18 protein-coding genes are annotated in these 20,110 nt (G+C 61.2%); 6 read left to right on the top strand and 12 right to left on the bottom strand.

Annotation, left to right across the window (positions count from 1 at the left end; all coding sequences use genetic code 11):
* The 4 genes from EE36_RS02455 to EE36_RS02440 all read right to left on the bottom strand — a co-directional run.
* The coding region (locus tag EE36_RS02455) for an SDR family NAD(P)-dependent oxidoreductase (RefSeq protein ID WP_005849114.1) at positions 1-522 on the bottom strand (522 nt) is incomplete at its 3' end.
* Between the two features lie 9 nt (positions 523-531).
* Positions 532-1,353 (bottom strand): SDR family oxidoreductase, encoded by an 822-nt coding sequence (locus tag EE36_RS02450; protein ID WP_005849112.1) that lies wholly within the window; start codon positions 1,351-1,353, stop codon positions 532-534.
* 3 nt (positions 1,354-1,356) lie between these two features.
* The gene (locus EE36_RS02445) at positions 1,357-2,472 is read right to left on the bottom strand and encodes an acyl-CoA dehydrogenase family protein (RefSeq protein WP_235208564.1); all 1,116 of its coding nucleotides are present in this window, start codon (positions 2,470-2,472) and stop codon (positions 1,357-1,359) included.
* A gap of 4 nt (positions 2,473-2,476) precedes the next feature.
* Positions 2,477-3,652, bottom strand: coding sequence for an acyl-CoA dehydrogenase family protein (locus tag EE36_RS02440; protein WP_005849108.1), 1,176 nt, complete (start codon positions 3,650-3,652; stop codon positions 2,477-2,479).
* A 124-nt stretch (positions 3,653-3,776) separates the two neighbouring features.
* Between EE36_RS02440 and EE36_RS02435 the strand changes: the two genes are divergently transcribed.
* From EE36_RS02435 to EE36_RS02425, 3 genes are read left to right on the top strand one after another with little or no spacing between them, the layout of a single operon-like run.
* Positions 3,777-4,775 (top strand): NADPH:quinone oxidoreductase family protein, encoded by a 999-nt coding sequence (locus tag EE36_RS02435; protein WP_005849106.1) that lies wholly within the window; start codon positions 3,777-3,779, stop codon positions 4,773-4,775.
* A gap of 18 nt (positions 4,776-4,793) precedes the next feature.
* The gene (locus EE36_RS02430) at positions 4,794-5,798 is read left to right on the top strand and encodes an NADP-dependent oxidoreductase (protein WP_005849105.1); all 1,005 of its coding nucleotides are present in this window, start codon (positions 4,794-4,796) and stop codon (positions 5,796-5,798) included.
* A gap of 11 nt (positions 5,799-5,809) precedes the next feature.
* On the top strand, positions 5,810-6,280 hold the full coding sequence (locus EE36_RS02425; protein WP_005849103.1) for a MaoC family dehydratase: 471 nt from the start codon (positions 5,810-5,812) through the stop codon (positions 6,278-6,280).
* A 70-nt stretch (positions 6,281-6,350) separates the two neighbouring features.
* Here EE36_RS02425 and EE36_RS02420 read toward each other — a convergent pair whose 3' ends face one another.
* The 8 genes from EE36_RS02420 to EE36_RS02385 form a co-directional block, all read right to left on the bottom strand.
* Positions 6,351-6,956: a hypothetical protein gene (locus EE36_RS02420; RefSeq protein WP_005849102.1), complete on the bottom strand. Its 606-nt coding sequence runs from the start codon at positions 6,954-6,956 to the stop codon at positions 6,351-6,353.
* Positions 6,957-6,959: 3 nt separating this feature from the next.
* Positions 6,960-9,137, bottom strand: coding sequence for a xanthine dehydrogenase family protein molybdopterin-binding subunit (locus tag EE36_RS02415; protein ID WP_005849100.1), 2,178 nt, complete (start codon positions 9,135-9,137; stop codon positions 6,960-6,962).
* A 3-nt stretch (positions 9,138-9,140) separates the two neighbouring features.
* Positions 9,141-9,599, bottom strand: coding sequence for a (2Fe-2S)-binding protein (locus tag EE36_RS02410; RefSeq protein WP_005849099.1), 459 nt, complete (start codon positions 9,597-9,599; stop codon positions 9,141-9,143).
* Between the two features lie 162 nt (positions 9,600-9,761).
* Positions 9,762-12,875, bottom strand: coding sequence for an efflux RND transporter permease subunit (locus EE36_RS02405; RefSeq protein ID WP_005849098.1), 3,114 nt, complete (start codon positions 12,873-12,875; stop codon positions 9,762-9,764).
* Positions 12,876-12,896: 21 nt separating this feature from the next.
* Positions 12,897-14,063, bottom strand: coding sequence for an efflux RND transporter periplasmic adaptor subunit (locus EE36_RS02400; protein WP_005849097.1), 1,167 nt, complete (start codon positions 14,061-14,063; stop codon positions 12,897-12,899).
* A 74-nt stretch (positions 14,064-14,137) separates the two neighbouring features.
* A complete protein-coding gene (locus EE36_RS02395) occupies positions 14,138-15,406 on the bottom strand; it encodes a multidrug effflux MFS transporter (RefSeq protein WP_039911400.1) in 1,269 nt (422 codons plus the stop codon).
* Positions 15,403-15,876, bottom strand: coding sequence for a MarR family winged helix-turn-helix transcriptional regulator (locus EE36_RS02390; RefSeq protein ID WP_005849095.1), 474 nt, complete (start codon positions 15,874-15,876; stop codon positions 15,403-15,405). Before EE36_RS02390 ends, EE36_RS02395 begins: the two co-directional genes overlap by 4 nt.
* 113 nt (positions 15,877-15,989) lie before the next feature.
* On the bottom strand, positions 15,990-17,006 hold the full coding sequence (locus EE36_RS02385) for an aldose epimerase family protein (protein WP_005849094.1): 1,017 nt from the start codon (positions 17,004-17,006) through the stop codon (positions 15,990-15,992).
* A 166-nt stretch (positions 17,007-17,172) separates the two neighbouring features.
* Here EE36_RS02385 and EE36_RS02380 point away from each other — a divergent pair, with 166 nt between their 5' ends.
* From EE36_RS02380 to EE36_RS02370, 3 genes are all read left to right on the top strand, one after another.
* Positions 17,173-18,156, top strand: a complete 984-nt coding sequence (locus EE36_RS02380; RefSeq protein ID WP_005849093.1) for a PleD family two-component system response regulator — start codon at positions 17,173-17,175, stop codon at positions 18,154-18,156.
* Entirely contained in the window at positions 18,156-18,527 is a 372-nt protein-coding gene (locus EE36_RS02375; protein ID WP_005849092.1) for an Hpt domain-containing protein, read from the top strand. Before EE36_RS02380 ends, EE36_RS02375 begins: the two co-directional genes overlap by 1 nt.
* 169 nt (positions 18,528-18,696) lie before the next feature.
* Complete coding sequence (locus EE36_RS02370; RefSeq protein ID WP_005849090.1) at positions 18,697-19,977, top strand: flavin-dependent oxidoreductase; 1,281 nt, start codon at positions 18,697-18,699, stop codon at positions 19,975-19,977.
* Positions 19,978-20,110: the final 133 nt, after the last annotated feature.

The following is a 20,110-nucleotide window of genomic DNA, read 5'->3' as shown; positions in this document are numbered from 1 at the left end:
CCCCATCATCGCCGCTTTGGCCGCACCGTAGTTGGATTGACCAAAGTTGCCATACAGCCCCGAAGCCGAGGATGTCAGCACAATGCGCCCGTATTTCTGTTCGCGCATGATCGGCCAGCAAGCATGGGTCACATTCGCAGACCCGATCAAATGCACGTCGACGACCTTGCGGAAATCAGACATCTCCATCTTGGAAAACGTCTTGTCCCGCAGGATGCCTGCGTTGTTCACCAGAATGTCGATGCGACCCCAGGCGTCCATGACCTGCGCGACCATATCCTTGACACCGGCCTCGTCCGAGACATCACAGCCATGCGCCATCGCCTCGCCGCCCGCGTCGCGGATTTCCTGCGCGACGGCTTCGGCGGCTGCCGACGAAGACCCCTGCCCGTCGGTTGTCACGCCCAAATCATTGACCATAACCTTTGCGCCGCGTGCCGCGAGGCCAAGCGCATGGCTGCGCCCCAGACCCGTGCCCGCGCCGGTGACAATAGCGACGCGGTTGTCAAAACGAATATCCATCATCGCCCCTTAGTGCAGTGCTTGTTCAAAGATGTTCGGCCCGCTCATCACATTGATGCCGCCGCTGACGGGGACAATCGCGCCGGTGATATAGGCACCGCCCTTGCCGCAAAGAAACAACATGCAGCCCGCGATATCCGTATCGGTGCCGACGCGGCGCAGGGGGACGTCTTCGCCCACCTTGTTGCGCATATCCTCGTCGTGGGTCGCAAAGGCGGTCATCCGCGACACGAAGGGTCCGGGGGCCAATGCGTTCACAGTGATCGCGTCACCTGCCAGTTCCTTGGCGAGGATCTTGCTCAGGTGGATCACCGCGGCCTTCGAGGCAGAGTAGCTGTAGGCGCCGTCACCCATCTCGCGTTCGCCCATCACCGATCCGACGTTCACCACCCGCGCCGGATCGTCGATCGTCGCGTTCGCCTTGAGCAGCGGCAGCAGTTTTTGCGTCAGATCGAACAGACCCGCGACGTTCACGTCCATGACCTTGCCCCAGGCCTTGAACGGGAAATCACCCAAAGGCGCGCCCCAGGTGATGCCCGCGTTGTTCATCAGGATATCAAGGCTCTCGGTGCGGTCCTTAACGGCAGCGACCATTGCGTCGACACCTTCCTCGGTGCCGACATCCCCTGCGAACCCCTCGGCAGAGCCAGAGGCCCCGAACGCATTCAGTTCTTTCGCCACGGCCTCGCAGGCCTCGCCCTTGCGGCTGGCGATCAACACGCGGGCACCGGCACGCACCAGCGCCTCGGCGGCCATACGGCCAATCCCGGTCGCCCCGCCCGTGACCAGCGCGGTTTTACCCTCTAGCCCGAAAAGTGTTTGAATATCCATGCCTTAGAATCCTCTGTGCTTGGCGACCTGGGCAGCGTGATAGCCGTAGTCCCCGAGCCATTCGGCACCCACACGGGCGCGCTTCATGTAAAAACCGATGTCGAAAGCGTCCGTCATGCCGATCCCGCCATGCATCTGCACCCCTTCGATCACCGCCAGCTTGGCAGTCGATGTCGCACGGGCCTTGGCGAGAGACACGGCCATCGTCGCATTGTCGGGGTCTTCGTCCAGCTTGCGCCCTGCGTGCAACACGGCAGAGGCGGTGACTTCCGTCTCGCACCACAGATGGGCGGCGCGGTGTTGCAGCGCTTGGAAGGTGCCGATCAACGTGCCGAACTGCTTGCGTTCTTTCAGGTAGCCCACGGTCATGCCAAAGGCGCCCGCAGCAACGCCCGCCATCTCGGCGGCGAGGGCGGCCTGCCCTGCTTCGATCGCGGGTTTCAGCACGGTCATGGCGTCATCGACCTGACCCAATACATCATCGCCCGTCGCTTCGACGTTATCAAAATCGATCCGCGCGGAATCGCGTGCGTCGATCATGTTCTGCGCGTTGCGTGTGATGCCTGCGCGGTCCGCGGGAATGTCGAACAGGGTCAGCCCGTTGTCGGTCTTGGCCAGCACCAGCAACCGGTCCGCCAAAGCACCATCGACGACAAAGGTCTTCTTGCCCGTCAGGCGAAAACCATTGCCTTCCGCCGTGGCGGTCATTGCCGTGGCATCCGGGTTGAACTTCGATGTCTCATCCACCGCCAACGCATAGGTCGCGTCGCCGCTGGCAATCTTGGCCAGTGCGGCCTCGGCGCGCGCATCGCTGACGTGGCGCAGGGCTGTCGCGGCGATTACTGCCGTCGAAAGGAACGGGCTGACGGCCAGCGTCTTGCCCATTTCCTGCGCCAGAATACCCGCAGCAGCATGGCCCATATCAACGCCACCCGCACTTTCAGGGACCAGCACACCGGCCCATCCCATCGCGGCCATCTCTTTCCACATCTTCGCGTCATGGGTCTGCCCGGCATCGCGCAAGTCGCGGAACGCTTTGACGGGGGCGGATTTATCAAGGAAACCGCGCGCCGAGTCGGCCAGCATGGTTTCGTCTTCTGTTAATACTAGTTTTACCATGATCTTACCCCGGAAGCCCAAGCACGCGGCGGGAGATAATGCTCAGCATCACCTCGCTCGTGCCGCCTTCGATTGAATTGGCCTTAGTCCGCAGCCAGTCCGCGGGACGGTTGCCCAAAGGCCCGTCCCATTCCAGCGCGTCGCTGCCACCTGCGGCCATCAGCAACTCGTGACGCTGCATGTTCAGCTCTGTGCCCATGTATTTCAGCATCGCCGAGGCATCCCCCGCGCCAGTGCCGGCCTCGGCCTGATCCTTGTAGCGTTCCAGCGTGAGGCCAATGGCAAGCGCGTCCACCTCGCAGCGCATCGCATCGGCACGCAGCACGGTGTCCATCTCTTGCCCCTCGGCCAGCGATTCATTCAGCACCGCCCCAAGTGCGCGACCACCCGATAGGCCCTGCCCCCCGCCCGAGATCATCTCGCGCTCGTGGGTCAGCAGGTATTTCGCCACGTCCCAACCGCGGTTCTCTTCGCCGACGATCCGGTCCTTGGGCACCTTCACATTGGTAAAGAACGTCTCGCAGAAGACCGACGCGCCGGAGATCAGCTTAATCGGGCGGGTCTCGACGCCTGCGTCTTCCATATCGATCAGCAGAAAGGAGATACCCTTGTGCTTGGGCGCGTCACGATCCGTACGGATCAGCGCGAAAATCCAGTCGGCTTTATCGGCGTAGGAGGTCCAGATCTTCTGACCGTTTACCAGCCAATGATCGCCCTTGTCCTCGCCTTTGGTCTGGACACTGGCCAGATCCGACCCGGCACCCGGCTCGGAATAGCCCTGACACCAGCGGATTTCACCGCGGGCGATCGGGGGCAAATAATGCAGTTTCTGTTCATGCGTGCCAAAGTGCAGCAAGGCGGGCCCAAGCATCCAGATGCCAAAGCTTTGCAACGGGTTGCGCGCCTCGATCCGGTCCATCTCTTCTTTAAAGATCTTTTCCTGTGCGCGGTTCATCCCCGCCCCGCCGTATTCGACGGGCCATGTGGGCACGGTATAGCCCTTGGACGCGGCGCGCTCCATCCAGACGCGTTGCGCGTCGGATTCGAACTCAAAATTCTTGCCACCCCAGCATATCGATGCTTCACTCGGCTCACCGCCGCGCATTTCGGCCGGGCAGTTTGCCTCCAGCCAATCGCGCAGCTCCGCGCGGAAACCCTCCAGTTCCTGTTCGGACTGCATCTTATCTCCCCCCTCGTTTTGCGAACTCCAATTCCGCACTGCAAAATTGCATTTCGAAATTCGATTGACAAGACAGTTTCTGAACGCGCCTATTGCTTTGCAAATCTAGAGGAGGAATGACCCGATGAAAGCCATGCTTAGCACTGCCCCCGGCGGCCCCGAAACGCTGGAACTGACAGAGATGCCACAGCCTGAACCGAAGAAAGGTCAGGTGCGTATTCGCATCCGCGCAGCGGGGCTGAACTTCCCTGACACCTTGATTATCAAGGATCTTTACCAGATGAAGCCGCCCCGCCCCTTCGCGCCTGGTGGCGAGGTTTCAGGCGATGTGGACGCCGTGGGAGAGGGCGTTTCCAACGTTGCTGCGGGCGACCGGGTGCTGGCGATGACCGGCTTTGGCGGCTTTGCGACAGACATCATTGTGGACGCGGAACGGGTGCTGAAGATCCCCGATGCGATGCCATATGACGAAGCGTCATGTCTGGTGCTGACCTATGGCACCTCCCATCACGCGCTGAAAAACCGCGCCGAAATCCAGCCCGGCGAATCCTTGCTGATCATGGGCGCTGCGGGCGGTGTTGGCGTGGCCGCGATCGAACTGGCGAAAGCCGCCGGTGCCCGTGTGATCGCTGCCGTATCGTCGGAAGACAAGGCGCAGTTCTGCCGTGATCTGGGCGCGGACGAGACGATCATCTATAGCCGCGACATGGATGACCGTGCGACGCAGAAAGCCTTCTCGGACGAGATCAAGAAGCTGTCGGGCGGTGAGGGTGTCGATGTGGTTTATGACGCCGTAGGCGGTGCCTATGCCGAACCCGCCGTACGCGCGCTGGCGTGGAAAGGCCGCTATCTGGTCGTGGGCTTCCCTGCCGGTATCCCCAAGATCCCGTTGAACCTGACACTGCTTAAGGGCTCGCAGATCATGGGTGTTTTCTGGGGCGCGCATACGGCCCGTGAACCCAAGGTACATGCCGAAAACATGGCCGATCTGTTCCGTATGTATGCGGGTGGCCAGATCAAGCCGCGCATCTCTGCCCGCTATCCGCTGGAAAAAGCCGCCGACGCTCTCAATCTGATGCAGGACCGTAAGGTGCAGGGCAAAGTGGTGTTGGATGTTCAATAAGCAGATAGGACGTTCAAAATGACCAACACACAGATTGTCATCGCAGAGCTGCCCAGCGATTCGCTGACGCCTGCGCATTTCAAACAGACCACCGCGGATATGCCCGTGGCGGGCGATGGTCAGGTACTGCTCAAGGTGATCCTGATGTCCATCGATGCGGCCAACCGATCATGGATGAAAGGCGCGACCTACCGCGCGGCGGTCAACGCCGGTGATGCCATGCCGACCTATGCCATCTGCGAGGTCGTCGAGAGCAACAGCGACCGTCTGGCCGTTGGCGATATCGTCGCGTCGGAGGCAACGTGGTCGAACTTTGTCGTCGCCGATGCGCGCAAATGCGAGAAATTGCCAAAGGTGCCGCAGCTGTCGAACCTGATGTCCGTTTACGGCATCGCGGGCAAAACCGCCTATCACGGGCTGATCTCTGTCGGGCAACCGGTTGCGGGTGAAACCGTGCTGGTGTCGGCCGCCGCAGGATCGGTCGGCGGCTATGTCGGCCAGATCGCCAAGGCGCTTGGCTGTCGGGTCGTGGGCATCGCGGGCGGAGCGGAGAAATGCAAATGGGTGACGGAGGAATTGGGCTTTGACGCCTGCATCGACTACCGCGCCCCTGGCATGTCCAAAGCCCTGCGTTCTGCCTGTCCCGACGGCGTGGATGTCTATTTCGACAACGTCGGCGGCACCGTGCTCGAGGCCGCGTTGTTCGCGATGAACGAAAAGGGTCGCATCGTCTGCTGCGGTGCTGTCAGCCAATATGACACCGAAACCCCCATCGGTCCGCGCAACCTGCCCGGTCTGGTCGTGGTCAAACGTCTGCGGATGGAAGGCTTTATCGTGATGGACTGGACCCAGAACGACGCCAAGGCGCTGCGCGCGTTGCAGACTTGGGTCGAGGCGGGACAGATCAAGGTGACCGAGGACATCGTCGACGGATTGGAAAACGCGCCACAGGCGCTGATCGGCCTGTTGGCCGGTGAGAACAAGGGCAAGCGCATGGTGCGTGTTGCCGCGGACCCATCCTGAAGGAGTATCCCATGTCTGCATTGAAAGAGGCACTAGCCCATAGTGAAACGCTGATCGGGACCGAGGTCGGGGTCTCTGACTGGATCACGGTGGATCAAGAGATGATCGACCAATTTGCCAAAACCACCCACGACATGCAGTGGATTCACATCGACCCCGAACGCGCCGCTGCGGAAACGCCCTTTGGCGGGACGATTGCGCATGGGTTCCTGACCCTGTCGCTGGCGAGCCGCTTTGCCTATGATTGCTTTAACATGATGCCCGGACAGGTGATGGGCATCAACTATGGCATGAACAAGCTGCGGTTCCTGACCCCGGTCAAGGCGGGGTCGCGGCTGCGCGGGCGGTTCACGTTGCAAAAGGTCACGGCGCGCAACGCCACCGATATGCTGCGCGAGAACCTGCTAACGATCGAGATCGAGGGCGTCGAGACACCCGCGATGGTCGCCGAATGGTTGGGGCTGGCGGTTTTCAAAGACTAACCCCCCACACCAGCGCAAAGACAAAGGGCCGCGCATCCCTGCGCGGCCCTTTGCTATTTCGTCACCTCGGTTATCCCGCGGGACAGGCGGCACCCGTCTCGATCCAGGCCTTGGTCAGCTCGCCAAAAATCTCCTGACTGCCGGGTGCGGGCTCGCGGCCCTCGCCCGGATGCCACCCCCAGCCGACCAGACCGTCTTCGGCGTTATGCTCGTGCAGCTCTTCCAGGGTCTTACCGCCATTGCGTTCCTCGTCCTTGATCTGGGCACAGATTTCGGCAGCCGATTTACCGATCCAGCCCATTTCAATCGGGGCCAGTTGCCAAGGGGTATGCCCCGGGATCGACCCGCCCCCCGCGGCAAAGGTAAAGTTCTGTTCGCCATGACAGGTGTTGCAGCGCATGCCGGGCGCGCCAAAGTCCGCCTCTCCGCGTACCACGGGGGGTTCGTGCATCTGCATATCCATCCCTTGGCGTGGGGAGTTATCGACGGGGTGGCAATTCAGGCAACGGGGATGCCCGATCACCACCATCATTTCCTCGAAAAGCGCGGTGGAGCGTTCTGCCTCCCCCTCGATCGCGTCAAATTCGTCAACCGTGCGCAGACCGTTGACGGTCTCTGCCATGACAGGGCCCGCCATCAGCGCAGTGATGGCCATGATGTTCAGTGTATTTTTCATGACTTACACTCCTACAGATTTGGTAAAGGGCAGTTTGGTAACAGCTTGCCCCGTCAGGGCACGCCACGCGTTTGCAACGGCGGGACCGACGGGCGGCAAGCCCGGCTCGCCGATGCCGGTGGGGTCGTTATCGCTTTGCACGATAGCGACCTCTACCTCTGGCATCTCGTTGATGCGCAGCATGCGGTAGGTGTCAAAGTTGCGTTCCATGATGGTGCCGCCTTCGCCAAGGGTGACTTCGTCGAACAGCACCGATCCCAGACCGTAGCCCGCCCCGCCTTCGATCTGGGCGCGGATGACATTGGGGTTCACGGCGACGCCACAGTCAACGGCGCACCAGATTTTGTGCACCTTAGGAAAGCCGCCCTGATCCGAAACTTCGACGATCTGGGCCACATAGGTGTTAAAGCTTTCGTGCACAGCAACACCGTAGGCACGATCCCCCTTCACCTTGGTGCCGTCCCAACCCGCCAGCGCGGCCACTTTCTCCAACACGCCACGGTCGCGACCGGCGTCGCCTTTCATCAGGTCCAGACGCCCCTGAACGGGGTCTTTGCCCCCTGCTTCAAGCAGTTGATCCAGAAACACCTCGGTCGCGTAACCCGTATGCGAATGGCCGACCGACCGCCACCAGAGCACGGAAACGGGGCTATCCTGCCGGACCCAGTCCACCTTCAGCGCGGGCAGGTCGTAGGGCATCTTGGTGGCCCCCTCGTAGGACGTGGGGTCCATGCCGTCTTTCATCATGCCTTCCATCGGACCACCGGCCATGATGGACTGGTTCACCACCACATCATGCCACCCGACGATATTGCCGTCCGCGTCCAGACCGCCCTTCATCTTATGCACGGTCAGCGGGCGATAATAGCCGCCGATCATGTCGTCCTCGCGCGTCCAAAGCAGTTTCCAGGACCCGTTCCCACCCGCGGCTTTCGCGATCTCGGCGACTTCGGCGGCGACATGGGCCGTGGGCTGCGCGCGGCGGCCAAAGCTGCCGCCCGCGAACATCACGTTGATCTGCACCTCCGATGGATCGATCCCCAAGGTGGCGGCCAGAGTTGGCTTGTCGAGCGACGGGAATTGCGAGCCCATCCAAAGCTCCGCCTTGCCGTCCGTGACCTCGAGCACGGCGTCAAGCGGTTCAAGCGCGGCATGGGCAAGATAGGGAAAGTGGAACTCTGCCTCGATCACCTGCGCGGCCCCGTCGATCCCCGCCATGGCATCGCCAACCTCTTCCGCGGCGCGACCGCCTTCGGCAGCGGCACGCGAGAAATCCGCATAGATCTGCGCGCTCGACCGGGTTTCGGCTTTGCTGTCATCCCATGTCACCTGCAATGCCTCGCGCCCTTTAAGCGCGGCACCGGTGGTCTTGGCATAGACCGCGACCCCTTGCGGGATTTCACGTACCGCGATGACACCCGGCACCTTCAGCGCGTCGGTATCGTCAAAGCTGGCGACAACGGCGCCCATCTTATCGGGGTGGGCCACGACGACCGTTTCCATCCCCTCGCGGTAGACATCCATCGTGTATTCCGCCTGCCCGGTTGTTTTGGCATGGGTGTCCAGCTTGGGCACATCGGTGCCGATCAGGGTAAAATCCTTGGCCTCTTTCAGCTTGGGTTCGGCGGGGGCGGTCATGGTCGCCGCCTTCTCGGCGAAAGCACCAAAGCCTGCCTCGGTCCCGTTGGGGTGGGATATCCGCCCTTTCGAGATCGTGATCTCGGACGCGGGCACGCCCCATTCGGCGGCGGCGGCATCAACCAGCATCGCGCGGGCGGCAGCGCCGGCCTTGCGCATCTGCATATAGCTGTTCGCCATCGCGGTGGACCCGCCTGTGCCCTGCAACCCGAACAGCGTATTGGCGTAAAGCTCGTCATTGGCAGGCGCGCTTTCGGCACGCATCTGCGACCAGTCGGCATCCAGTTCCTCGGCCACGAGGGTCGCAAGGCCGGTGTTCGGCCCTTGCCCGAATTCGATATGTTTGATCAGCACCGTCACCGTGTCATCAGGGGCGACGCGCACAAAGGCGTTCGGCGCGAATGTGGCCGGATCGGCCGCCGGATCAAAGGCGGTCGCGGCACCGGACTGGGCGCGCGATTTTTCGGGTAGAACAACGCCGATCACCAGTCCGGCAGAAGCGGTAGACAGAAAGCCGCGGCGAGAGAGATTAAGATTGGTCATGGCTTACCCCTCCAGCTCTTTGGCGGCGTTCTTGATCGCCTCGCGGATACGGACATAGGTGGCGCAGCGGCAGATGTTGCCGGCCATTGCATTGTCGATATCCTCGTCCGTGGGGTTCGGGATCTCGCGCAGCAGGGCCGTGGCGCTCATCACCTGACCGGATTGGCACCAGCCGCATTGGGGCACGTCGATCGCCTCCCACGCCGCTTGGACCGCTTTGGCCTCTGGCCCGTCGACACCCTCGATTGTGGTCACATAGGACCCTTCGACCATAGAAATCGGGGTGACGCAGCTGCGGCGGGTCATGCCGTTCAGCTCGACCGTGCAGGCACCGCATTGCGCGATACCGCAGCCGAATTTCGTGCCGGTCAACCGCAGGTCGTCGCGCAGCACCCACAAGAGGGGCGTGTCATCGGGCGCGTCGACGCTCACCTCTTTGCCGTTCAGGGTAAAGTTTATCATGCTGGCTCCTCCTATTGGATGTTGGCTGCTGGCGTGGAATGTTGGGACTTCCCTCGCAGAGGGAACTAGCCCGCAACCGCGGCGCGTCAATGTGCCCCAACGCAAAAGACGGAGGCAACGCGCGGTTGCCTCCGTCCTGACTTCATCAAAGCACGATGGTGCCTAGCCGGTGGTGTCCTTGACCGGATCCTTGCCGGTGAAACGCGCCACCATCGCAAAGAAATACGGCACGAAAAGAACACCCAGAACAGTTGCGGCAATCGTACCGGCCAGCACACCGGCCCCAATCGCTGTACGTCCACCGGAGCCCGCACCGGTGCTGAGCACCAGCGGCAATACCCCCAGCGAGAACGCCATAGAGGTCATAATGATGGGGCGGAACCGTTGCCGCGCGGCGTCGACAGCGGCGTCAAAGATGCTTTCGCCCTCTTGCCGTCTGTCGCGGGCAAACTCGACAATCAGGATCGCGTTTTTCCCCGTCAGACCCACCACAGTCAGCAGCCCGACCTGAAAGAAAACCCCGTTTTCGAACCCGCCCAGATAGGCGCCGGTCAAGGTCCCCAAAATGCCGATTGGCATGGCGAGCATCACGGCAAAGGGAATCGACCAGCTTTCATAAAGCGCCGCCAGCGCCAAGAAGATCGCCGCCAGGGACAGACCGTACAGCAAGGGGGCCTGGTTGCCGGATTCCTGTTCCTCCAAGGACAACCCGGTCCAGGCGATCTGGAAGCCGGGGGGCAACTGGGTGACCAGACGTTCAAGCTCTGCAATCGCCTCGCCTGTGCTGACCCCTTCGGCGGGAGAACCCTGGATCTGCATCGCGGGGATACCGTTATAGCGGTTCACCCCCTGCGGCCCGTACGCCCAGCTTCCTTCGGCAAAGTTAGAGAAGGGCACCAGCCCCCCGCTATCATTACGCACACGCCATTTCTCAAGGTCCGACGGGGTCGCACGGGCAGCGGCCTCGCCCTGCACATAGACCCGCTTGATCCGCCCCTCATCGACAAAGTCGTTCACATAACGACCCGCCCAGGCGACGGTCAGCAGGTTGCCCACATCCGTGGCACTGACCCCCATCGCACCGGCGCGGCGCCAGTCGATATCCAGATTGAACTGCGCCGCATCTTCCAGCCCGCTGGGGCGGGCAGAGGCGATCAGCGGGCTTTGCGCCGCCATCCCCAAAAGCTGATTGCGGGCCTCCAGCAGCTGTTCGTGGCTTTGACCGCCGCGGCCTTGCAGGTAGAAATCAAAGCCCGACACGTTGCCAAGCTGGCTGACCGAGGGTGGCACGATGGGGAAGACCATCGCGTCCTGTATCTGGCTGAAGGCACCAAAGGCCCGCCCCGCCACCGCCTGCACGCTTTGCGCCGCCTCTGTGCGTTGCTCCCAGTCTTTCAGTCGTACGAAGACCAGACCAAGGTTCTGCCCTTGGCCCGCAAAGCTGAAACCCACCACGCCGAAGACGGATTCAACGACGTCACCCTCGTTTTCCAGATAGTAGTTCTCGACCTGTTTGATGACCTCGAGCGTGCGTTCCGCCGTCGCGCCCGTGGGGGCCTGCACCAGCGTGAACAGCGTGCCCTGATCCTCGGCCGGCAGGAAGCCTGCAGGCGTGCGCATGAACAAGAACACCATCGCCGCGATGATCGCCAGATAGACCAGCCCGACCCGCAGCGGACGCCGCACGAGCCAGCCCACCGTGCCGGTATACCCACCAAGTGTCTTGTCAAAACCGCGGTTGAACAGGCCAAAAAATCCGCGCCGCTTCTCGTGGCTGCCCTGCTTGAGCAGGGACGCACAAAGCGCGGGCGTCAGGGTCAAGGCGACCACCACCGACAGCGTCATCGCCGAGATGATGGTGATCGAGAACTGCTTATAGATTACCCCAGTCGAGCCGGGGAAAAACGCCATCGGCACAAAGACCGCCGACAGAACCACCGCGATCCCGATCAGGGCGCCGGTGATCTGGTCCATCGACTTGCGCGTCGCCTCAAGCGGGCCGATGTGTTCCTGCTCCATGATCCGTTCGACGTTCTCGACGACCACAATCGCGTCATCGACGAGTAGACCAATCGCCAGCACCATGCCCAGCATCGTCAGTGTATTGATCGAAAAGCCAAAGGCCGCGAGCACGCCAAAGGTGCCCAGCAAGACGACCGGCACCGCCAGCGTCGGGATCAAGGTGGCGCGGATGTTCTGCAAGAACAGATACATGACGATGAAAACCAGCACGATCGCCTCGATCAGGGTCTTGATCACCTCTTCGATAGAGATTTTCACGAAAGGCGTCGTATCGAAGGGCACGACATAGCTCACGCCTTCGGGGAAGAACGCCGACAGTTCCTCGATCCGCTGTTCGACGGCGGCGGCTGTATCCAGCGCGTTGGCACCGGGGGCAAGGCTGACCGCCATGCCGGTCGCCGCATTGCGGTTGTAGCGCGAGATCGTGGCATAGCTTTCCGACCCGATCTCGACCCGCGCGACATCGTTCAGCAGCACCAGCCCGCCGTCGGTTTCTGCGCGCAGCACGATCTGGCGGAAATCCTCAGGGCTGGTCAGCAGAGATTGCGCGGTGATCGTGGCGTTCAGCGCCTGCCCTTCGACGGCAGGCCGGCTGCCAAAGGATCCCGCTGAAATCTGCGCGTTCTCGGCCGAAACCGCTGCCACGATGTCGGACGGGGTCAATTCAAACGCGGCGAGCTTCACCGGATCAAGCCAGATGCGCATCGCGTATTGCGCCCCGAACACTTGTACGCTGCCCACGCCTTCGACGCGGCTGATCTCGTTCACCAGATTGGATTGCATGTAATCGCCAAGGTCGGTGGCGTCATACTTCCCGTTCTCGCCAATCAACCCGATCACCATCAAGAAGCCGGCAGAGGATTTCTGCACCGTGATCCCCTGCCGCTGCACCGGTTCTGGCAACAAGGCGGAGGCTTGCGACAGTTTGTTCTGCACCTGCACCTGCGCGATATCGACATCTGTGCCGGTCTCGAACGTCAGCGTAATGCTCGCCCCGCCTTCGCTGGTGGACGACGACGAGATATAGCGCAGCCCGTCCAGACCGGTCATCTGCTGTTCGATCACCTGCGTCACCGTATTGGCCACCGTCTGCGCCGAGGCACCGGGATAGGACGCGCGCACAGCCACAGAGGGCGGCGCGATCTGCGGGTATTGCGCCACGGGTAGGTTGAGGATCGACAAGACGCCGATACCCATGATGAAAATCGAAATCACCCATGCGAAGATGGGGCGGTCAATAAAGAAACGGGCCATGCAAAACGCTCCGGCTTTTGGTTATTCGGCGGGTGCCGGTGCGGCGTCCTCGGACTTGGCGTCTGGGGCGGCTTGCTCTTGTGGGGTAACGGTTGCACCGGGTGCGGCCTTTTGCAGCCCCATCACGATCACACGGTCGCCCGCCGATAGCCCCTCGCTCACGATCCAGTCCGATCCACGGTCCTGCAGCACGGTCAACTGGCGCTGTTCGACGACGTTGTCGCCGTTCACCACCATCGCCAGCGGCTGCCCGCGACGGTCGCGGCTTACGGCTTCTTGCGGGACAAGGAAGGCACCTTTCGCGATCCCCGTGGGCATTTCAACGCGCACATACATGCCCGGCAGCAGCAGACGGTCGGGGTTGTCAAAGGCCATCCGCAGCACGACGACACCGGTTTGCTGGTCCACATCCGGTTCGGCGGCGGTCAGCGTACCGGTCTGGTCATAGATACTGCCATCGGCCAGCGTCAGCTTGACCTCGCGCGGGGTATCGCCAAGGCGCTTTTCCGCATTGCCGCGCCGCCAATCCAGCAGTTCGGCCGCTGATTGCGTCACATCGACATAGACCGGATCAATGTTGCGGATCACGGCCAGCGGGCTGGCCTGACTGTTGGTCACCAAGGCACCGGGGCTGGTCAGGGACCGCCCGATCTCGCCCGATAGACGGGCGCGGACCTGCGTGTGATCCAGCTCGATCTGGGCAGAGCGCAGCCCCGCCTGCGCCGCCTGAAGCGAAGCCGCCGCGCTGTCGCGTGCCGCTATCGCCGCATCCAGCGCCTGATCGCTGGCAACATTGCGCGAGGACAGTTCCTCGAGCCGCTTGGCCTCCCGTTCGGCAGAGCTGGCTTGCGCCTGTGCCTGCGCGACCGATGCCTGCGCCTGCGCGACAGCGGCCTCGTAAACGATGGGATCAATTTTAAAAAGCACATCGCCTTCCGCCACGGGCTCACCCTCGGCAAACAGACGCTCTGTGATGATGCCGGCCACTTGCGGGCGCACCTCTGCCTCGGCAGAGGCGACAACGCGTCCGGGCAAGGTCGTGGCAAGCTGCACATCCTGCGGCTGCATCGTCATGACGGTGACGGCAGCGGGCGGGCGATCGCCCTGCTGCGCCGTTGCGGGGACAGACACCGCACAAATAGCCGTTGCAAGGGCGGCGCAGCGCAGCCCGGAGATCAAGGAGTACATTCTGACGATCCTGTCTTTTAGTTCAAATCGAAAGCACCACCGCGGGGTGCTGTGGATGGGGCGGACAAATTGCCCTATTTTTCCGGTGCCGACACGGGCGACGGCGCCGTCACCTTAGGCCCGCAGGTGGCACGGGTGTCTGCCGGTGCAGCGGCTGCAGGCCGAGGCTGGATCTTGCGATAAACCAGAAACGACACGCAAGCTACCGCGCCCATCATCGGGATTAGGGTTGCCATAGCCAAAAGCGCATTGCCCAGCAAGGCACCAAGCGACCCGACCAACAAACCGGACCCCATCTGGATAAAGCCCAGCATCGACGCCGCCGCCCCCGCAGCCCGCCCAAAGGGGGCAAGTGCCGCGGTGGACATGGCAGGCATCACAAAGGCAATCCCGAAAGAATAGGTCGCGACCGGCACCATCACATGCAGAAAGCTCGGCGGCCAAAGCAGCAGGGTTAACGTCCCCAGACTGCCCAAGGCCACAAACACCAGCCCCGGCCCGACCAGCCGCTCTGCCGAAAACCGGCCCATCAGCTGGCGCACCAACAAGGACGCAGTAAAGAAGCTGCCCGATTGCGCCAACATCGACGCCCCGAATTGCGCAGGCGTCAGCCCGACCTCGTCCATCAGGATAAACGGCAGGAATGTCGCCTGCGCATAGAGCGCGCCAAGGGCACCGCCCATCACCAAAGCGGCGGATAGGAACTGCGGATTGCTGAGCAAAGCCTTGTAGGTCCGGCCAAGCGCCTTGAAATTCAGGCGCGAGGGGTCTGCGGTCACGGTTTCTTTCATGGAAAAAAGCGCGACCCAGATCACGAGGAAACCGATCACGGTCATCAGCAAGAAAATCGACTGCCAGCCAAACACCGGCAGCATCAGCCCCCCGATGGTCGGGGCCAGCGCCGGACCAAGGGCTAGAATAATCCCGATCAGGTTCATGATCCGCGACGACCGGTCATCGGTGAACAGATCCCGCACCAATGCCCGCGAAATCGCGATCCCCGCGGAGGCACCGATACCTTGCAGAAAACGCGCGCCCATCAGAACCTCTACCGTGGGCGACAGGGTCGCAGCGACACTGGCCACACAATAAAGCGCCATGAAGGCAATCGTGATCGGCCGCCGTCCAAGCGCATCCGACAGCGGCCCTGCGATCAGCTGCGCACAGGCGAAGCCCCCGAAATAAAGCGTCAGCGTCAGCTTGATTGCGGATTCCGTGGTGTCAAAGACGCGCACCAGCTCTGTCATCGCGGGCGTATACAAGGCCATCGAAACAGGTCCGATGGCCACCAGAAGCGCGCCGATCAGACTGACCCGCCGTTCTGACATAATGGGCGTTGTCATTCGGCAGCCTCGGATTTGCACGTCGCCCCGCGGGAGGCCGACAGGTTCTGTCGCAGGGTCAGGGCCGTGGCGCGGAAGGTTTGCCACTGCTCTGGCGTCAATCCTTCCGAAATGATCGTCTCTACCCGTGCACCGGCCTGTGCGATCTGCGACAGGATGTCATTGGCTCGCGGAGTCAGGGACGCGATCTTGGCGCGGCGGTCATTCGGGTCGGCGGTACGGGCAATCAGCTCTGCCGCTTCCAGACGGTCCAGAAACCCCGTGAGGCTCATCGGCGTCATGCCAAGACTTTCAGCCAGCATATGCTGCCGCGTCGCCCCGCAGCGCGCCATATGCGCCAGCACCCGTGCCTCTGCCGCCGTCACAGGAAGCTCGGCGGCTTCGATCTCGCGCTCGAACACGCCACGGCTGAGCCTGCCGATGTCGCTGATAAGGAAACCAAAGCTGTCGGGGTTGATCTTGGTACGCATGTCTTGTCCGCTTTTAATATGTTTACCTTATTATATAGCGCACTGATACATCTTGGACCAAGTGTCAATTCGACCCTGCCCCAAAAAAACGTGAGGTTACCACGGTAAAGCTGTCAAATGCGGCGCAGCTCGAACCGGGATCGGTAGCGCACGGGCTTTTCTGGCAGCAGCAAACAATCGGGATACTCGGGGTGGTGCGGGGTATCGGGCCAGAACTGCGGCTCGATCGCGAGCCCTGCCTGTGGCCCATAGGCACCCCCGTCGACGCCCAAATCCGCACCTGTATCAATATGCGCGCCGTTATAGAGCTGCACCCCAGGTTGATCTGTCAACACATCCAACTGTAGACGTTGAGTGCTTAACCGGCACGCAAGCACCATCTGGTCCCCGCCTTGGGAAAGGCAAAAGTTGTGATCCAGCACCGGCCCGATGGCGCGCGCATGGCGATAGTCGAATTCGCTGCCCGCTACCGCGACGGGCGCGCCTAACGGGAGTTGAGCGTTATCCACAGCAAGGTAACTGGTCGCGGGCACCATCAGGCGGTGATCCGACAGATCCGCCGATCCCGTCAGGTTCCAATAGCCATGAAAGGCGGGGTTGAAATAGGTGGGCTGATCCGTCGCGCCCGTCATCTCGATCTCTAGATGTCCCGCAGTATCAATCGTGTATGTAACAGAGGCGTTAATATTCCCGGGAATCCCGCCCAACCCGTCGGGGTGGTGCAGCTCAAGCCGGCAGCGCGTGGGGGTGACATTGGTAAAGCGCCAGTTCCGGCCGGAATATCCCGCGACGCCGCTGTGCAATGTGGTCCGTCCTGCTTCGTTTTGATCAAGCTGATGCCGGATGCCCGCAATCTCCATCTCTGCGCCCGCGATGCGATTGGCGACCGGACCGACCACCGCGCCAAAGTACTGCATGCTGCCAAGGTAGGCAGCCACGTCGCGCCCGCCCAGTATCAGCGAATGCGATTCCCCCATGACGCGAAGCTCTTGAATCGTTGCCCCCCAAGACAAAACGGAAATCGACGTACCGCCATTGCTGATCTGATGCCGGACGATCTTTTCACCCTCTGGCGTTGTGCCGAAAATCGTTGAATCGGCTTTATTTTTCTTGCTCTGCGCCGTCGTCATCGAATGGTCCCTTTCGTCTATTCAACTGCTCAAACGAACATCTAATTAGCCTAAATGCCTAAGTATTTAACCGAGATCGCCCCAATTATGACAAGTTTCGCCATCAGATAGAAAGCAACAGAAACAGCCATACCGAGCTGTTACGGACAAGTAGTAAGGCAAACAAATGAAAATTCTTGCGGTAGATGACGACCCAATCATCCTAGAGCTTTTGTCGCATTTCATTGAAGGCATGACAGACCATACGCTGGTCACTGCCGAATGCGCTGCCGATGCACTTGAGGCGATCAAGGACAACGCCCGCGCCCCGTTCGACAGCTTCCTTCTGGATATTCAGATGCCGGTCACCGACGGTATCCAGCTGGCCAGCCAGATCCGCGCGATGAAGCAATATCTGGATGCGCCGATCCTGATGCTGACCGCGATGTCCGAAAAATCCTATATCGACGCCGCCTTCTCTGCCGGTGCGACCGACTATGTGACCAAGCCGTTCGAAATGACCGAGCTTAAGGCGCGGCTGTCGCTGGTTGAACGCGCGGTTGACGGGTTGGCAACCCGCACGAGCAAAGTGTTCGCGGCCAAGGCGGTTACCCATCACGACGGTCGGCCCGAACGCGCCGTGCAATTGCACGAGCCGATGGCGATCCATGATGTGAACAACCTGATCGAGTTCATGGCGCTTGAGAACTATGTGCAGCAATTGTCGCGCAGCGACCTGTTCGGGTCGATCTGTTTTGCCTTCAACATCCGCGATGTCGAAATCTTCCACGAAAACATGTCGAACTTTGAATTCTGCAGCATGCTCAGCGATGTCGGAGAGATCATTTCGGATACGCTGGAAGGCTGCCAGTTCCTCATGTCTTACGCAGGCGGCGGCACGTTTGTGTGCATCACAGAAAGCGGCTGGCGCCCTGATCCCAAGCTTTTGGCGAATAATATCAACATTTCGCTGGCAAAAACCGAATTGTTCGATAACCGTGGTCAACACATCAACCCACGTATTTGCGCTGGCAAGGCGGTACGGTTGATGTGGAAGACAAATTCCTCGGTCATGGATGCGCTGTCAGAGGCGCATGCCTCTGCCGAAGAAGCGACAGCCAACTACCAGAAGGTCCAGAACGACTTCTGGAATGTGGGGAGAACAGCGTGATGCACAAGAAGCTGGAGTTACCGGGGATCGAGCGTATTCGCGCGCGGTTCCTCGATATGCTAGAGCAGCGCCAGCGTGCGCTGGCCGAGCACGCGCTTGCCGCATGGGAAGGCAGCACGCTGCAAGAGATCAACGATAACCTCGCCGAAGCGCGTACCATTCTGCACCAGATCGCGGGCACGGCCGGTTCTTTGGGATTCGACGATCTGGGTACCGTGGCGCGCGACAACGAGCTTGCGATTGACGCGCATCTGGATGGCCCCAAGGGCAAGATCGCCAACTGCCCGACCGAGATTATCTTTGGTCTGGATGACTTCCTGAAATCCTCCGAAGCGTTGATTGCCGAACAATCCGCGTTGGAATCCGCCTAAACGTTCCTTTGCGCTTCCGGCCCCCACGGGCCATTTGCCGTTGCAGCGCCTCGCGCTCCGGCGATGCGGGGTGTGCCCCGCTTTCCCAGACATCCCATTGATTTCCGCACCATGATGTAGGACGTTCGTCGCGCAACGAAATGCCCCTAGTCGAAAGCGGAACTGCACCATGACCCAACCCCATATCCTGATCGCAGGCGGCGGTATCGGCGGCCTAGCACTGGCGCTTTCGCTGCACCAGCTTGGCCTGCGCTGCACCGTTTATGAACAGGTGCGCAGCTTGAAACCGCTGGGTGTGGGGATCAACATCCAGCCCAATGCCGTGCGCGAGCTGTTTGATCTGGGGTTGACCCAAGCGCAGCTTGACGAAATCGGCGTGCCCGCAAAGGAATGGGCGCTGGTCGGGCAGAAGGGGCAAGAGATTTACGCAGAGCCGCGCGGCACCGACGCAGGCTATCGCTGGCCGCAATATGCCGCGCATCGGGGCCAGCTGCATATGCTGCTGTATCAAACGCTGGTGGATCGCGCTGGTGCCGAGGCCGTGCAGCTTGGTGCCAAGATCACCGGATACACCCACGGGCCAGCGGGTGGCGTGACCGCGCATATCGCCCATGCCGACGGGTCACAGACACATGCCGAGGGCACCCTGCTGATCGGTGCCGACGGGATACATTCCGCCGTGCGTGCGCAGATGCATCCCGATCAGCCGCCGATCCACTGGGGTGGTGCTTTGATGTGGCGCGGCACCTCGCGGGCAAAACCGGTGCGCACGGGGTCTTCGTTTGTCGGGCTTGGCGACCACCGCCAGCGCATGGTGATCTATCCGATTTCAGCCCCCGATGCCGACGGCTATGCCACCATCAACTGGATCGCCGAAGTCACGCTGGACGAGACCGAGGATCGCAAAAGCGGTTGGTACCGTCCGGCGGATCTGTCGGACTTTGCACATCACTTTGACGGCTGGACTTACGATTGGCTGGATGTCCCCGCCCTGCTGCGCGGCGCGACAGAGATTTACGAGAACCCGATGATCGACCGTGACCCGATCCCCACATGGGTCGACGGCCCTGTTGCCCTGATCGGCGACGCGGCCCATGCCATGTATCCCACGGGATCGAACGGCGCGAGCCAGGCGATCATGGACGCCCGCCATCTGTGCGCGCGCTTCCTGCAAGACGGGGTAACCCCCGCGGCGCTGCGCAGTTTTGACGACGCTTATTGCGGACCGATATCAGAGCTGATCCTGCGCAATCGCGGGGCCGGTCCTTTCGGATTGCTGAACATGGTTAACGACCGCTGTGGCGGTGCCTTCGACCAGATCGACGACGTGATCCCTCCTCAGGAACGGGCCGAGTATATGGCGCAGTACAAGACCGCAGCAGGATTTGCCGTTGATCGGTTGAATGCTTCTGACCCCACTTTGCCCCAAGGCGCACGCCTTACAGAGTAAGTCCCTAGGATCACCGCGTATTTTTTGGGAGATGCCAAAAACGTGAGCGGCAAAAAAGTTATCTTACTAAAATTGTCGGGTTGACCTTCCCCGCGATACTGTTCAGGTATTGCGCATAATTTCCATGCCTCCG

The organism is Sulfitobacter sp. EE-36, from assembly GCF_000152605.1.
In the GTDB taxonomy this organism is placed as follows: Bacteria; Pseudomonadota; Alphaproteobacteria; order Rhodobacterales; family Rhodobacteraceae; genus Sulfitobacter; species Sulfitobacter pontiacus.
The sequence above is the reverse complement of the archived record's forward strand: the minus strand, read 5'-3'. Positions and strand labels throughout refer to the sequence as shown.

Coding starts and splice junctions, on each gene's coding strand:
- EE36_RS02450 (WP_005849112.1), bottom strand. CDS start 1,353: ATGGATATTCAAACACTTTTCGGGCTAGAGGGTAAAACCGCGCTGGTC.
- EE36_RS02445 (WP_235208564.1), bottom strand. CDS start 2,472: ATGGTAAAACTAGTATTAACAGAAGACGAAACCATGCTGGCCGACTCG.
- EE36_RS02440 (WP_005849108.1), bottom strand. CDS start 3,652: ATGCAGTCCGAACAGGAACTGGAGGGTTTCCGCGCGGAGCTGCGCGAT.
- EE36_RS02435 (WP_005849106.1), top strand. CDS start 3,777: ATGAAAGCCATGCTTAGCACTGCCCCCGGCGGCCCCGAAACGCTGGAA.
- EE36_RS02430 (WP_005849105.1), top strand. CDS start 4,794: ATGACCAACACACAGATTGTCATCGCAGAGCTGCCCAGCGATTCGCTG.
- EE36_RS02425 (WP_005849103.1), top strand. CDS start 5,810: ATGTCTGCATTGAAAGAGGCACTAGCCCATAGTGAAACGCTGATCGGG.
- EE36_RS02420 (WP_005849102.1), bottom strand. CDS start 6,956: ATGAAAAATACACTGAACATCATGGCCATCACTGCGCTGATGGCGGGC.
- EE36_RS02415 (WP_005849100.1), bottom strand. CDS start 9,137: ATGACCAATCTTAATCTCTCTCGCCGCGGCTTTCTGTCTACCGCTTCT.
- EE36_RS02410 (WP_005849099.1), bottom strand. CDS start 9,599: ATGATAAACTTTACCCTGAACGGCAAAGAGGTGAGCGTCGACGCGCCC.
- EE36_RS02405 (WP_005849098.1), bottom strand. CDS start 12,875: ATGGCCCGTTTCTTTATTGACCGCCCCATCTTCGCATGGGTGATTTCG.
- EE36_RS02400 (WP_005849097.1), bottom strand. CDS start 14,063: ATGTACTCCTTGATCTCCGGGCTGCGCTGCGCCGCCCTTGCAACGGCT.
- EE36_RS02395 (WP_039911400.1), bottom strand. CDS start 15,406: ATGACAACGCCCATTATGTCAGAACGGCGGGTCAGTCTGATCGGCGCG.
- EE36_RS02390 (WP_005849095.1), bottom strand. CDS start 15,876: ATGCGTACCAAGATCAACCCCGACAGCTTTGGTTTCCTTATCAGCGAC.
- EE36_RS02385 (WP_005849094.1), bottom strand. CDS start 17,006: ATGACGACGGCGCAGAGCAAGAAAAATAAAGCCGATTCAACGATTTTC.
- EE36_RS02380 (WP_005849093.1), top strand. CDS start 17,173: ATGAAAATTCTTGCGGTAGATGACGACCCAATCATCCTAGAGCTTTTG.
- EE36_RS02375 (WP_005849092.1), top strand. CDS start 18,156: ATGCACAAGAAGCTGGAGTTACCGGGGATCGAGCGTATTCGCGCGCGG.
- EE36_RS02370 (WP_005849090.1), top strand. CDS start 18,697: ATGACCCAACCCCATATCCTGATCGCAGGCGGCGGTATCGGCGGCCTA.